The sequence below is a fragment of the Erythrobacter sp. EC-HK427 genome, from assembly GCF_902498745.1.
Taxonomy (GTDB): domain Bacteria; phylum Pseudomonadota; class Alphaproteobacteria; order Sphingomonadales; family Sphingomonadaceae; genus Alteraurantiacibacter.
On record NZ_LR701479.1, the window covers coordinates 322,000 to 336,980 of the forward strand.

General features: G+C 63.4%; 7 protein-coding genes. 2 read left to right on the top strand and 5 right to left on the bottom strand.

Features of this window, described 5'->3' with window-relative positions; all coding sequences use genetic code 11:
* Positions 1-6: 6 nt before the first annotated feature.
* The 5 genes from GC121_RS01630 to GC121_RS01650 form a co-directional block, all read right to left on the bottom strand.
* Entirely contained in the window at positions 7-4,260 is a 4,254-nt protein-coding gene (locus GC121_RS01630) for a hypothetical protein (RefSeq protein WP_151972452.1), read from the bottom strand.
* A 5-nt stretch (positions 4,261-4,265) separates the two neighbouring features.
* The gene (locus GC121_RS01635; protein WP_199857700.1) at positions 4,266-6,443 is read right to left on the bottom strand and encodes a DUF11 domain-containing protein; all 2,178 of its coding nucleotides are present in this window, start codon (positions 6,441-6,443) and stop codon (positions 4,266-4,268) included.
* A gap of 89 nt (positions 6,444-6,532) precedes the next feature.
* Positions 6,533-9,118 carry a DUF11 domain-containing protein gene (locus tag GC121_RS01640; RefSeq protein WP_234421296.1) on the bottom strand — a complete coding sequence of 862 codons (2,586 nt, stop codon included), beginning with the start codon at positions 9,116-9,118 and terminating at the stop codon, positions 6,533-6,535.
* A gap of 64 nt (positions 9,119-9,182) precedes the next feature.
* The gene (locus GC121_RS01645; RefSeq protein WP_151972455.1) at positions 9,183-10,826 is read right to left on the bottom strand and encodes a CshA/CshB family fibrillar adhesin-related protein; all 1,644 of its coding nucleotides are present in this window, start codon (positions 10,824-10,826) and stop codon (positions 9,183-9,185) included.
* 35 nt (positions 10,827-10,861) lie between these two features.
* The gene (locus tag GC121_RS01650; RefSeq protein WP_199857702.1) at positions 10,862-12,340 is read right to left on the bottom strand and encodes a DUF11 domain-containing protein; all 1,479 of its coding nucleotides are present in this window, start codon (positions 12,338-12,340) and stop codon (positions 10,862-10,864) included.
* Between the two features lie 457 nt (positions 12,341-12,797).
* Between GC121_RS01650 and serS the strand changes: the two genes are divergently transcribed.
* Together serS and surE are read left to right on the top strand one after the other, a co-directional pair.
* Positions 12,798-14,078 carry a serine--tRNA ligase gene (gene serS / locus GC121_RS01655; RefSeq protein WP_151972457.1) on the top strand — a complete coding sequence of 427 codons (1,281 nt, stop codon included), beginning with the start codon at positions 12,798-12,800 and terminating at the stop codon, positions 14,076-14,078.
* A 133-nt stretch (positions 14,079-14,211) separates the two neighbouring features.
* The gene (surE, locus tag GC121_RS01660; RefSeq protein ID WP_151975535.1) at positions 14,212-14,979 is read left to right on the top strand and encodes a 5'/3'-nucleotidase SurE; all 768 of its coding nucleotides are present in this window, start codon (positions 14,212-14,214) and stop codon (positions 14,977-14,979) included.
* The last annotated feature ends 2 nt before the right edge of the window (positions 14,980-14,981 follow it).

Consider the following 14,981-nt stretch of genomic DNA (forward strand, 5'->3'; position numbering starts at 1 on the left):
ACCCGACTAGAAGCGCGAGAGGATATTCAGGAACGGCCCGTGGCTGGAATAGCTCTGGTCGGTCAAATCATCCGAGAAATCGCTCCACGAATAGCCGACGCCGACCTTCACATTGTCGCCAACATGACGGTAGATCGCGCCCAGCGCGCCCAGCCGCAAATCGTCGGCCTCGCTCACCCACAGCGCGCGGCCTTCGGCCAGCACATCCCATTCGCGCAGCACGTTATAGTCGAGCCGCACCACTGCAAGATGCGCGTCGGAGCTGACAAATTCGTCCGAGTCGCGGCCCAGCGAGACGCTGCCATCGCGGTAGCCGTAGCGCGCGCCGATGGTGAGGCGGTCGGTCAGGTCGTAATTCGCATCAACCGTGAAAATCGTGCTCGATTGCTTGGGGCTTTCGATCTGGCCCGATCCGGTGATCTGGCCAACGGGGCCAAGATCCTCGAAATAGTGCAACCGGACAAGCGCGTTCAGCCGGTCATTGTCCACCGGACGATAGGCAAAGCCGGCAATCGCTTCGGTAAATTCGGCCGCGCGGATCGATGTGCTGTCAGTGTCGGCGCGGGCGATGTTGAATTGGCTGACAAAGCGCCAGTCCGGGTTCACCGCATAGCTCAAGTTGGAGCGCAGCAGCCATACGGTCTGGTCAGCGCCGGCAACCGTCGTGCTGAGGCCGGTTTCGTTGCGCACTTCAATGGCGGCGCCTGCGCGCACATCCTCTGCAGTGTAGCCCAGTGCGACCGAGCCCGCCGTGCGGCGGAAGACGCCGGTGCTCGGGTCTTCAATCCGGCCGTTTTCGAAGGTGCCGCTGATGCTCACCTCTTCGCTCGGTTCGAATTGCAGGCCGAAGCTGCGCGACAGGGTTGGCGTATCGCCGCCCACGCTTACGCGGTTTTCGCCGAAGACCGACAGGCTGTCAGTGAAGCGTTGCCGCCCGCCAACCACCAGCGCGCCGCCAGGGCGACCAGTGAACAGGTTCTGCGGCTCCAGCCCGGTATCGGTGCGATCGGCCAGCAGCGTGTAGCCGACATAGGCCTCCGAACCTTCGCCCAGCCGGTAATTGACCCGTGCATCCGCGCCCAGCCCGCCGTCGCCGCCCGAGACTTCGCCCGACAGCGTGGTGCGTTCTGAAATCTCGGCTTCCAGCCCCACTCCGGCGCGGTTGTTGCGCTGGCGGCTCGCATCGTGGTCGAGCGTGATTTGCCCGAAAGCACGGCCTGTAAAATTGGCGCGGGTGGGCTGGAACGCCAGCTCCAGCGCGGCATCGGTGCGGCTACCATCCTGCACCGCGTTGAACAGCGTGTTGGGTGACAGCGCGTCATACCGCACGCCTGCGCTGGCGGTCAGCTGCCCTGCGGTGAGCGCGAAGCGGTTCGACAGGTCAAGCTCTGCCGTGCGGTTGCTGCCCCGCCCTTCGGCGGTGAATTCGTCGTAGCTTGCAGCGATATTGCCCGTTTCGCCCAGCGGAATATCGGCGGCAACGCCCCACCGCTCGATAGCGCCCGGCGCAAGCCGACCGGCGGCGCTGAAGCCTGCTTCAAGGTTTTCGTAGAAGGCGTTGATCGTGCCCAGATCGCCCTGCCGCCCGGCCAGTTCGGCGAAATTCACCGCCGCTTCGGCGCGATAGGCATTGGCGGTAACATTCGCGCCCGGATTGGCGATGTCGAGGAAGCTCAACCCGCCATCGATGGAGTTCGACTGGGCAAAGCCCGCCCCATCGCTCTGCGCGAATTCCGCCTTCAGATAGGTGCCTGCGGTCAGGCGCAGCAGCGCATCGACCCCGAACAAAGTCTGGTCGGCTTGTTCCACCGTGTCGATCTGGCCGGTCGCACCCAAGCGGAGTGTATCGCCCAGCCACACCGTGCCGCGTCCGCCCAGCGTATAGCCGTCGAGCTCGCCGACCGTGGGCGTGTATTCGTAGCGCACGACCAGCACCGGCACATCGCCCGGCGCACTGCCTTCGCGCACCGTGCCGCCGCCGCTGGCGAAAGAGCCGAGCGGGCGCAGCAGCGTAAGGCGGCCACTGAACGGGTCGAAATCATAGTCCTGGCGCGGATTGAGATTGCGCGTTTCCAGCACAATGCCCGTCTCGCGGTCGCGGATTTCGATACGCACACGCTCGCTGCCGACCGTCACATCCTGCCGCTGCAGGAAGTAGAGCGAGCCACCCGTGCCGCGGAATTCCTCGCGCGCCGGAACCGTACCCGGATCGGAGGCGAAGGCCAGCACCTGCGCGGTGCGTTCACCAAAGCTGGTGGTGCCCGCCGAATTGATATCGACCAGCGCGCCGAACAGCCCGCGATCCAGCTCGACCAGTTCGGAACCGCTCGCCTGCGCGGTAAAATTGCCGATGATCGCCTGGCTGAGGCCGTTTTCCAGCCGCACATAAAAGCGCCCTTGCGTTGGCGCATCCTCGACCAGCGTCGAATCATCGCCATAGGTCGGGTAATATTGCTCGGAATTGAGGCGGCGCAGCAGCGTGCGCGGATCCTTGCGATCAAGATTGCTCACAAGGTCCTCGAGCAGAGCTTCGCCGGTGTCGAGCGAAGCAGTCAATTCCCAATCACCGCCGACGGGCCCATTGGCGTAGAAGGCGACGCGGCCAATCGCGTAATCGCCCTCGGCAAGGCTGGAGCCGCTGACGCGTTCTGCCGGGCCGCTCGAAATCGAGGTGCCGACAGTGACTTCGCCCTGTCCGACAATCAGCCAGTCATCGCCGTTCTGCTCCAGATCGCGCATGGCGACAAAGTTCAGCGCATCCCCTTGGCCAATGGAGATCAGGATCTGCTCCATGTCACGCGGCACGATCTGCTCGCTGACGAAGCGGCCTGTTTCATCCACCGGCACGATCTGGCCACCAACGCGCACAATATCAGCGGCGGGATCGGCAAGGCCGGTCACCGTTACGGTCGACACGCGGCGCTGCGGAATGGTGCGGGTGGCCGCTTCATCCTGCGTGCCAAACAATTCGCGCGCGGGTGCCTCGTCGGCAATCGGGCGCTCGTCCAGTACAGTGAGTTCTTGCGGTGCGGTCTCGTCGAACCGGCCATCCGTATCGTAGACGCGGAAGGTGTAGAACATATCTTGCGGAGCCTCCGCCGCCACCGGCCAGCGCACGACGCCATTTGCATCGGCAGGAAGTGTGGCGAAGGGCACTGCATCGGGATTAGCCCCGGCTTCGAACAGGCGGATTTCGCCGCGCTCGATCAACGCCGGATAATTGGCGTAGGTGACAAAGGTTGCCGCCTCGCCGCGCACCACGATGCGCAGGCTTTCGGCAAGGCCGGTTGCCAGCACCGGATCGGCGCGGCGTTCCTCCACCCGGATGTCGATCGCGTGATCATCGGGATCGGCGGCATCGGCATTGGCGCGGTTATCCTCGCCCGCAAGGCTGCGGGTAATCACCAGCCCGTCTGCCTCGCCATCGTCGGGATCGGTGACCGGATCGGCGGCGAGCGTGTGGCTGACCCCGCAAGAATCGGTCGCGACAACCTCTGGCAAGCAGCCGAAGGGCAGCAATTGCGCGGCGGCAAATTCGCCGCTCTTCGCGTCATGGCTGAGCAATTGTCCGCCAAGATAGAGCCTCGTGGCATCGCCATGCACCACACCGCTAATTTCGGCGGAGAACGCGGTCGTCAGCGGAATGGCGCGCGCGGCGGCGCTGTCCACCACGCCGAATTCCGGGCGGCTCACCGCTTCGCGCGGCAGATTTTGCGCGGCGGGAATCACTGTCAGCGTTTGCGGCGCGGTCTCGTCGAATTGGCCCTGCGCATCATACACACGGTACACCGCCACCATCTGCGCCGCGGCATAGGTGCCGGGCATCCACTGCATCACCCCGTCAGCATTGGCGGGGACGACTTCGTGCGGAACGCCCGACAGATCGCTGCCCTTGGCAAACAGCCGCAGCTCGGCGCGCTCGACGAAAGCAGGATAATTGGAGTAACCAAGAAAGCGCGCGGGCGTGCCACGCTGCACCGTGTCTTGCGAACCGATCAGGCCGAGCGAGAGCACCGGCGCAATCGCGCGGGACGCAGGCCTGACCGAGTAATCGGAAAGCGCAGGCGCCTTTTGCTGCTGTGCCGTATCCGGGCCGCGCTCTACGGCTTCCACCAGCTGGGCAAACTCGACCGGGATCGTCAGTTCGCCCGCCTGTGCCGGAACCGCCGCGAGACACGCGAGGCCGGACACGCCAGCGAGCAAAATGCGCGACTTGGCGGAGGTGATTGCAGGAATGTGCGGGAAGAAAGTCTGGGTCATGGCGCTTACTCCCCTCCTGACGCGGCGCGGGCGCGGGATGCGTCCACCTGGATTGTTGGCGGCGGGCCGTCACGGCCTTCTGCGAAGACGGTTTCCAGCGCGGCGCGGATGGCGGTGATGCGGGATGTGATCAGCGCCTCGCTTTCGCCCGGCGCGATGGCGTAGGTGGCGCGCACCAGCATATGCGTCTCCTCGCCCGTGGCGAGCGCACGCAGGCGCTCCTGCACCTCGGGCTTCAGATTGCCCGCCGCGTCAAAGGCATTGGCCCCGATATCGAGCTGCACAAGGTCGGCTTCGCTCGCACCGAAATTGAGCACGCCCATGATGCCGCGCGTCAGGCGGATCGAGCGCGGATTATCGGTCGTCATCATCCAGCCTTGCGGCAGCGAGGCCTCGTCAACTTCGAGCACGAAGTTGGAACCGATCCGCGCGTCCGGAACGGCAGCGCAGGGGATGTGGTAGCGGCCGAATTCGTCGGTCGTAATGATTTCGCCGTTGACGGTGGCGAGGCGCACGGACGGGACGCCGGGTTCGCCATCATCCTGATAGCCATCGCCGTCATAATCCTCGAACACCTGCCCGATCAGTTCGGTGCAATCGAACACGGTGCTCGGCGTGATGATGACCGTGGCGGTGCCGCGGTTGGAGATTTCGCTGCCGTCGAGGCCGTTTTCGGCAAGGCCGGTATTGACCGCCTGCCCTTCGGTAACACCCGCGCCGACGACCAGCACCAGCTGGTAGGTGACTTCGCCATTGGCGGGGATGATCTGCCCCGGCCACACCAGCTCGCGATTGCCGTTTTCGAATTGCGGTTCTGCCGCCACCCCGTTCACGCGGGCGGTGCCGGTGACATAGGTCATACCCGGCGGCAGCACATCGACCACGTCGACGCCTGCGCGCTGCACATTCTCGGTGTTGCGGACGGTGATTTCGTACGGGACAAGGTCGCCGGTACTGGCCGCGCGGCGCGTGGAGGTTTTGGTCACCACAAGCCCGTCGCGCGCGAGGAAGGGGTCGAGCGCGATGTGGTTGTTGATGATATCCGGATCGCCCGTCTCCAGCTCGAAGCTGATGAAATAGACCGGAGCGTTGCCGGTCGGCACATCAGGTGACGGGCTGACCGCCAGCGGAGAGCCGCGACCGGTCGGATCGAGCGCATTGCTCTGCGGCGGCAAGACGGTAGACGTAAAGCTGTAGCCGGGCGGCGGCGTGATGCGGATCGTGTATTCGCTTTCGCCCGTTGGGCACGCGGTCGCAGCGCCGGGCACCACGTCAAAGCGGTAGGCCCCGCTGGCGCCGGTAACCTGATTGCTTTGCGATGCATCGACATAGCAATCGTCGGGCAGCGGGATGCCGTTGGAATCGACCAGCGTCGCGGTTGCTCCAGCCACCGGCAATCGGGTAACCGAATCGTAGATAATGCCCGATGGATCGATTGGCAGGTTCTGGTCGGGAAGCGTCGTCGCGTCCTCCAGCCAGATGCCGGTGATTTCCTCATAGACCACGCCGCCATCCGGGCTGCGGAAGCGGATGGTGTATTCAGTTCCTCCAGGGAGGCTGGGGAAGGCGTAAGAGCCGTCGCTGCCGGTAACTTGTGTTCCGATAACATTGCCGCCGGACAGCGCCTCGACGATCCAGCCTCCAAGCCGTGTGTCGCCGTTATCAAGCTGGCGATCACCATTATTGTCGAGATAGACCGTGCCCGACAGCGCGCTGATCGGGGTAACGATCTCGATCGTGACCAAAGCGGTTTCGCAATTGGTCGGGATCGCGATTTCACAAATCTGGTATTCGAAGGTGTATTCGCCCGGAGCCATTCCCGGAGGGACATTCACATTGCCGGTCACCGTATCGAAGGTAATACCCGTCGGGAGATTGGAGCCCGGCGCAAGCGATAGCACAGCATTATCGCGTGTCGCCGGGCCGCCATCGATAGTGTCGCCGGTAAAGACGTTGACCACGCCCGTTCCACCAACCGCGGCGTTGATCCCGCGCCCTTCATCGGGCGTGGCGACAATCACCGCTTCGACAGCGGTGATTGTCGTTGCGGTATTGTTGCCGCCATCGGGATCGAACGACCCGGTGGGCGGCGCGATGCTGGCGGTGTTGGTGACAGGATCCATCGCCAACACCACGCCAGTGGGCAATGCCACCGCAAGGAACGGAAGGATGCTGGTAAACATCCGCGCAAGCGGCAAGCCTGGCAAACCCAGATTGTTCTGAAGGGTATACATAGACTTGACCGCCTCGCGCTTCCGTCCGGTTCTCAGTTTCAGTCGATCGAACAGCTGTAGGTGATCGTGGTCGATTCACCGGCCGCCAGCGAGCCGAGCGTGATGCCCGCACCCGTCAGATCGGCGATGGTGAAGCTCCCCACCGGCACGCCGTCGCCCGTCAGGGTCACGGTATTGCCGACCGGGCAGGAGAGACCCGCACCCGGCACGTCGGTCACAACCGCGCCAACCGCCGCATCGGGGCCAGCGTTGGACACAACCAGCGTGTAGGTGACCACATCGCCCGACTGGACAGTGGTGACCCCGTTGGTCTTGGTGATCGAGAGGTCGACCGTCGGGGCAATGGTAACCGTGGCCGTGGCCTGCGCGGTGTTGCCCGGATTGTTGCGGTCCTCGATCTCGTAGACAATGGTATAGGTGCCACCGGGCGTGTTCGCCGGAACCTGCACCTGGCCCGTCGTCAGGTCGATAAACGGCACGTTCCCGCTGCCGCTCGCCGGAGTGACGATGGAGATGCTGACTTCGGTGATGTCGGTCTGCACGCCGTTGAGCGTGTCGCCCGCCAGCACGTCGAGCACATCGGCAGAGCCTGCCACGCCGCTGAGGCCGGTGACGCTGTCATCATCCGCCGTGATCGCCGGTGCCACCACGTTGACGGTGGCCGTCGCGGTATCGCAGTTGGTCGGGTTGATGACTTCGCAGATCGTATAATCGAAGGTGTAGACCCCTGCCGGAGTGCCCGCTGCAACATCCACCGAGCCATCGGTAATGTCGAATGTAAGGCCTGCCGGCACGCTGGAGGTGGCCGCCACAGCAAGAGTGACATTGCTGACCGTAGCCGCGCCGCCATTCAGTGTGTCGTTGTCCAGCACGTTGATGACATTGGTGCCGCCATCCGCGCCGTTGATGTCGAGCGAGCTGTCATTGATCGCATCGATCACCGGTGCATCAACCGTCACGCTGACCGTATTGGTTTCGCAATTGGTCGGGTTGAGCACGTCACAGATCGTGTAATCGAAGGTGTAGACGCCCGCCGGCGTTCCCGGATCGACGCTCACGCCGCCATCGGCCGTATCGAAGGTAAGTCCGGTGGGAACCGACGAACCGCTCGCCACGGTGATGGTGACAGTGGACGGGGTGGCAGGGCTGCCGCCAATCGTGTCGCCGTCAAGGACATTGACCACATCGGTGCCGCCATCGGCGCCATTGATGCCGGTAACCGTATCGGGATCGGCAACAATCACCGGTGCATCAACCGTGATGCTGACCGTGTTGGTGTCGCAGTTCGACGGGTTGACCGCATCGCAGATCGTGTAGTCGAAGGTGTAGACACCTGCCGGGGTCGCCGGATCGACGCTGACCGAACCGTCTGCAGTGTTGAAGGTGAGACCTGCCGGGACGGACGAACCGCTGGCAACGGTGATGACAACATTGCTGGTCGTTGCCGCAGCCCCGCCAATCGTGTCGCCATCGAGCACGTTGAGCACGTTGGTCTGGCCCGCCACGCCGTCAATGCCGGTGGCGCTGTCGGGATCGGCCAGGATCGTCGGCGCTTCCACCGTCACGCTCACCGCATTGGTGTCGCAATTGGTCGGATTGAGCACGTCGCAGATCGTGTAGTCGAAGGTGTAAACACCCGCCGGCGTATTCGGGGCCACGCTGACGCCGCCATCGGTGGTGTCGAAGGTAAGACCGGCCGGAACCGACGAACCGCTGGCCACGCTGATGGTGACAGTGCCGGTCGTCGCCGGATTGCCGCCGATGGTATCGCCGTCGAGGACGTTGAGCACATCGGTGCCGCCCGCAAGGCTGTCCACGCCGGTAACCGAGTCCGGATCGGCGACAATCGTGGGTGCATCAACCGTGATGCTGACCGTGTTGGTGTCGCAGTTCGACGGATTGATCGCGTCGCAGATCGTGTAGTCAAAGGTGTAAACACCCGCCGGAGTACCCGGATCGACGCTGACGCCGCCATCGGTCGTATCGAAGGTGAGACCTGCGGGGACAGAGGATCCGCTCGCAACGGTGATGACGACATTGCTGGTCGTCGCCGCCACGCCGTCGATAGTGTCGCCATCGAGCACGTTGACCACATCGGCCACGCCCGCCACGCCGTCCACGCCGGTGGCGCTGTCCGGATCGGCCACGATGGCCGGATCGGTGACGGTAACGGTCGCGGTTGCCGTGTCGCAGTTCGTTGGCTGACCGGCTTCGCAGATCGTGTAATCGAAGGTGTAGACGCCGCTGGCGGTGCCCGCAGCCACGTCAATCGTGCCATCAGCAGTATCGAAGGTAAGGCCCGCTGGAACCGAGGAGCCCGAGGCAACCGCAATGGTCACATTGCCGGTCGTCGCCGCCGCGCCATTGCTGGTATCGTTGCCGAGGACGCTGAGCACATCGGTCGCCCCGGCAAAGCCGAAGGCACCCGAAGCGGTGTCATCATTGGCGAGGATCGCCGCAAGCAGCGTATCGGTATCGGTCGCCGAATTGTTGGTGGGATCGGTATCCACCGCGCCACTCGGCACCGAAATCGACGCCGTGTTCGACGGGTCAACCTGCGCATAGGCCGTGCCGGGAACGGCAACAGCGATAAAGGGGAGCGCACTCGTCAGCATCTTGCGCATAGGCAAGTTGCCGATGGGGAACGCAGACGGTGGAGCTGCAATGCTATATACTGAGTTCATCATGTTAGTTCACCTGGCAAGAGTAAGAGAGAGTGGTCGTTTGACCGGTAGAGAGAGTGCCGAGCGTGATGCCCGCACCGGTTAAGTCTGCGATTGTGAAGGAACCGGCAGGGACACCGTCGCCCGTGATCGTCACGGGACTGGCGGCATCGCAGGTAAGCCCCGCGCCGGGTGTGTCGGTAAGGATGGCACCAACGGCATCGTCAGGGCCGGTATTGGTCACGCGAATGGTGTAGGTGGTGGTCGAACCCGAAATGAGCGTGTCATCCAGCTGATCGACTTCGCCGTTGACGCCCGGCGTGTTGGTCTTGGTCAGCGCAAGATCGACTGCGGTCGTCAACGTGACGAGGTAATCCTCGACCTCGCCGCTTCCTGCAGTCGCTGTGGCGCCGGAGGCGGTAAGCGTGTCGGCGGTGAACCGCAGACGTACATAGGTGCTCGCACCGGAGGTGACGCCCGAAACGCCCGCCCACACCAGATCGCTGGCCGGAACCCCGCCGGTCACCGTCGTCGAGGCGAACTCGTCCGTATCGAAGGTGCCGTTGCCGTCGAAATCGACCCAGCCGTAAAGATTGCCCGACCCCGATACCGTGAAGTTGGCAGCAGGAAGCGTGTAAGTCGTGGTAGCGCGAGTCAGCGTCTGGAAGGTCGAAACACCGTTCTCGTCATCGCCTTGCGTGTCGGTGTCATCGCCATCGGCATTGACGCTCGGTTGCGCGCTGAATTCCGGATCGATGCCGGTGCCGAGAATGGGCTGGCTGGCATCGGCCACCAGACCCAATCCGGACGAAGCGGCATCCTCCCGGAAGGCGTGGGCGGCGGAACCGTAAGATGCAGGCGCATCGCTGTAATCGCAAGGCAACAGCACGCCGAACGCGACTGCCTGATTGCCGCCAGCGACGATGGAAACGTCAGTCCGGCTCGCGGACTTCGTAAGCAGCACGGGGGAATTTGACGGCCCCTCGGTTTGCGTGATGCTGATCGTCTGGCTGCCGACGCCGGCGATTGTGTAGCCGGTGCCGCCGACGTTCTCGATCAGCGCCCAGCCGCCGCCATTGGTGGTGGCAGTGATCGACTCGTTGGTGACATTGGTGGCTTCGGCATCGAAGAAAATCAGATCGAGCGGCTGCGCCTGCCCGCCGACAATAAGCGACCAGTTGATCGTGAAGCCCAGATCATCGACAATGGTGTGGATTGCCTCACCTGCGCCGGGGCCATTATAGGCCTGAAAAGCCGAAGACCCGACCCAGGTCTCCATGTCACGAATGTCCATCGCGCCCGCATTTACGACATTGCTGAAGGTCGCGGTCAGCGTGCCCGTGCGGCAGCCGGTCAGTGCGAAATTGACGACGTCGCCGTTCTGGATGCCGTCGACGATCGAGCTGGTCGACCAGTCGAGGATCGCGATGCTGGTCTGGTGCAGGCCGTTGCCGCTGGTGGCGTAGGACATCGTGCCAGGGCCCGCGGAGGGCGCCACAATAATGGTGTCGCTATCAGTCGCGCTGTTGTTCGCCGCGACGGGATCGGTCAAGCCACTCGGGCCGTTGACATTAACGGTATTGGTCGCCGTCTGCGCCTGCGCCGCGACCGGCCCGGCCATCGCTGCCAGCGCAATTGCGACGGGCACCAACCGGGAGCTGTCGGACAACAACCAAGCAAGGGAGTTACGAGGACGGGCCACGGTCAGTCCACCTCGCACGAATAGGTCAGGGTGGTGCTCTGGCCATTGGCGAGCGTGCCCAGCGTGATGCCCGCTCCGGTCAGGTTGCCGACCGTGAAGGAACCGGCAGGCACGCCGCTGCCCGCGATCGTCACAGGATTGGCGGCATTGCAGGTTAGCCCAGCGCCGGGCGTATCGATCACGGTGGCACCGGTGGCGGCGTCCGGCCCGTTATTGGTCACGCGGATGGTGTAGGTGACGATCGCGCCCGAATTGACGGTATCACTCGCCTGATCCACATCGCCGTTCACGCCGGGCGTGTTGGTCTTGGTGACCGAAAGATCAGCCGCGTTCTGCACAGTCACAGAAGTCGAGGTCTGGTTATTCGTGGCCGTCAGGACAGTGCCGCCGATCCTGTCATTGGCAGCGCCGGTCTGCCCGATGATGTTGATCGCGCTCGACGATACGATGAGCGGCATGGTGTAATCGAATGTGCAGCCGATCTGGTTGGAGCCCGCCAGTTCCGACACGTTTGCTGGCAGCGCCGGGTTACAGACGATGTTTGAAACCGTCCCTTCGGATGCTGAAGGCAGACACTGCGCAACCGAGGCCGCGTTTGGCCCATTGTTTCTGCAGGTGAGCGTCAACCCGGAGTAGGTCGTGCCCTTCTCAATCGTTGCAGGCAGGCCCGACAATTGCGGCACCATATCAGCAGTTTGGCCGGATACGCCGATAAACACGCCTTCGGAGCCGTTGGACGCGCCGCTTGGCCAAGCAACCGCATTCCTGCTGCGCATATAGACGCGGAAATAGACCCTGGTGACGGCGTCACCCTGGATGCGCACGCTGCCACAAGCTGCGGTGAGCGCGCCGCAGTTCCCCGGCGTTCCGCCACTGGCGGTATTATAGGCGTTGTTGATCTGGTTGCCGGAAAGCGTCAGCAAACCATTGCCCGAAAGCAGGGCTACGCCCGTCGCGCCAGTGGAGCTTGCCTGGATGTAGTCCAGCTCGACGGAAAATTCCTTGCCGCCCGCGCTGCCGCCAAGCCCGGCAATATGGACGACCGTGTTCGAAATCGGCCTGCTGAACACCAGCTCGATGTCAGCAAAATAGAACCGCCCTGTTTGCGGTGCGCCTGCCGCTGCCAAACCCGCGGTTCGCGCTTCCAGCATGAAGGCATAGTTCACGCTCGCCGAGATGCCCGTGCCGGGCAACAGCGATGGCAGCGACGTGAAATGGGTATTCTGCGCACCACCGAAGAAGTTCATCGGCGAAAAGTGCGGATCACCCACAAAGGTGCCGCCAATCATCAGGCCGTTGGTGGTGAAATTCGTGGAGTTCGCATATTGCTGGTTGAGCACGCGAAGGCTGACAGTAGGCGCTGGAGCCGAGATCGCCGCCGAGGTGGTGCCCGTCGGATTGTCTGGGTTGGCCCGCAGGCTCACCGTCACCGGCCCCTGCGTCGGAGCTGCTGCAGCCGTACTGCCGCTCCCGGCAAACATTTCGGAAGAGGACTGGGCGGAAGCAACTCCGCTGGTAGCGGTCAGGCCAGCCAAAAAGGCGAGTGAGGACAGCACAGGACGCGCGAAGGATTTGCAGCGAGCGCCAGTTGCGCCGCCATTCATCCGCTTTCTATATTGAGCACTTGCTCGCATTTTAGAAACTCGTCCTAGCTGGTTAGTCCACCAACTCCCCTGCGGGCCGAGCACTTGAATTGAGGCCCGCAAAGGAATTGAGGGCATTCCTGATCGAAATTGGTTAACAACTATTTGCAGAAACTGGTCCGTTACGCGATTTTACAAGCTTGCCTGCGGAGTCGCGGGTTAATGGTGCAGCGGCAAGCAGCGGTGATCTGGTTAACAAATCGGGCGGGGAATTAAGCAATATCACCTAGCCCCGCAGCCACCGGTCTACACCATGCTGGACAAGCCCGCCCGCCTGCGGGCATAGGCGCTGGCCATGCACGATATCCGCTCGATCAGAGACAATCCGCAAGGCTTCGATAACGCGCTGGCAAGGCGCGGGCTGGAGCCAGTGAGCGCCGCCATCCTCTCGCTCGACACGCAATTGCGCGACGTGACGACGCGCCTGCAAGAGATGCAGAGCCGCCGCAACGAGGCGTCCAAGGCCATCGGTCAGGCGATGGGCAAGGGCGACCGTGACACGGCCGAGGCGCTGAAGGCCGAAGTCGCGCAGATCAAGGGCGATATGCCCGCGCTGGAAGACCGCGAACGCGCGCTGGGCGATGAATTGCGGATGGTGCTCGCTACCATCCCCAACCTCCCCGCCGCCGATGTTCCGCAAGGCGAAGACGAGGCGGGGAATGTCGAAGTTGCGGTTTGGGGCGAGAAGCGCGACTTCACTTTCACGCCAAAGGAACACGCCGATCTTGGCCCCGCTTTGGGCATGGAGTTTGAGACCGGCGCGAAGCTCTCGGGCGCGCGCTTCACTTTCCTGCGCGGCGATATCGCCCGACTGCACCGCGCGCTGGCGCAGTTCATGCTCGACACGCAGACGCGCGAAAACGGCTACACCGAATGCAATCCGCCGGTGCTGGTGAATGACGATGCGATGTACGGGACGGACAAGCTGCCCAAGTTTGCCGAGGACAGTTTCCGCACAACCGATGATCGCTGGCTCATCCCCACTTCCGAAGTCAGCCTCACCGCCTCGGTCGCGGGCGAAATTCTGCCCGATCTTGCCGCCCCCATCCGCATCACCGCGCACACGCTTTGCTTCCGCAGCGAAGCGGGCGCGGCAGGCAAGGACACGCGCGGCTTTATCCGCCAGCACCAGTTCGAGAAGGTCGAGCTCGTCAGCATTTGCCGCCCCGAAGACAGCGATGCCGAGCATGAGCGGATGACCGCCTGCGCCGAGGGCATTCTGAAGTCGCTCGATCTGCCTTACCGCAAAGTCCTGCTTTGCACCGGCGATATGGGCTTTGGCGCTCGCAAGACTTATGATCTCGAAGTCTGGCTGCCCGGCCAGGGCGCGTACCGCGAGATCAGCTCCTGCTCCAACACCGGCGATTTCCAGGCGCGGCGGATGAACACGCGCTACCGGCCTGAAGGCGAGAAGAAGACCGAATTCGTCCACACGCTCAATGGCTCCGGCCTCGCGGTTGGCCGCACGCTGGTAGCGGTGATGGAGAATTACCAAGAGGAGGACGGCTCGGTGCTGGTTCCGGATGTGCTCGCGCCCTATATGGGCGGTGTCGAGAAACTCACGCCCAATCCCTGAAACCCATTGCCCTGAGCTTGTCGGAAGCGAAGCTGGCCAAAGGCCTACGGCTGCACTTCTTCTTGCGGGCTTGGTGCAAAAGTGAAAAGCAGGGCTTCGACAAGCTCAGCCCAGTCGGACTATGGAAAAAGCACTGAAAATCCTCCTCACCAATGATGACGGCATCCACGCCCCCGGCCTTGCCGTGCTGGAGAAGCTGGCGCGCACGCTGTCGGATGATGTCACCGTTTGCGCCCCTGCCGAAGAGCAATCGGGCGCGGGGCACTCGCTCACCCTGCACGCGCCGGTAAGGCTGCGCGAGCATGGCGGGCGGCGCTTCTCGGTCACCGGTACGCCGACCGACAGCGTGAACCTTGCGCTGCGCAAGCTGTTTCCCGAGGGCATGCCCGATCTCGTCATCTCCGGCGTCAATGCAGGCGAGAACCTGGGCGACGACATCACCTATTCGGGCACTGCATCGGCAGCGATGGAAGCGGCGCTGGCGGGGGTTCCGGCCATCGCGCTGAGCCAGGCCTTCCGCGACAACGGGCCGAGCTTTTCGGCCACCGAAGGCTGGGGCGCGAAAGTGCTTGCCGCGCTGGTCAAACTCACCATGGCGAAGCGCACGCTCGTCAATGTGAACTTCCCCGCCCTCCCTGCCGACAAAGTGCGCGGCATCCGCGTGGTGCGGCAGGGCTTCCATGATTATTCGCGCGGCTCGCTGGTCGAAGCGACCGACCCGCGCGGGCGGCCCTATTTCTGGTTCGGCCTGCAAGATGCCGAACACACGCTGGATCACGGCACCGACCTGGAAGCGGTCGAGGACGGCTATATCGCGGTGACCCCGCTGCAACTCGATCTGACGCATTATGCGGCGATCGACACGCTGGCAGCGCAGTTTGCCGAAGGGGACGGGAGCTGAGG

Bases quoted from the DNA above. Each gene is read 5' to 3' on its own strand.
- serS (WP_151972457.1), top strand. From the start codon at position 12,798: ATGCACGATATCCGCTCGATCAGAGACAATCCGCAAGGCTTCGATAAC.
- GC121_RS01650 (WP_199857702.1), bottom strand. From the start codon at position 12,340: ATGTTTGCCGGGAGCGGCAGTACGGCTGCAGCAGCTCCGACGCAGGGG.
- GC121_RS01630 (WP_151972452.1), bottom strand. From the start codon at position 4,260: ATGACCCAGACTTTCTTCCCGCACATTCCTGCAATCACCTCCGCCAAG.
- GC121_RS01640 (WP_234421296.1), bottom strand. From the start codon at position 9,118: ATGCGCAAGATGCTGACGAGTGCGCTCCCCTTTATCGCTGTTGCCGTT.
- GC121_RS01635 (WP_199857700.1), bottom strand. From the start codon at position 6,443: ATGTTTACCAGCATCCTTCCGTTCCTTGCGGTGGCATTGCCCACTGGC.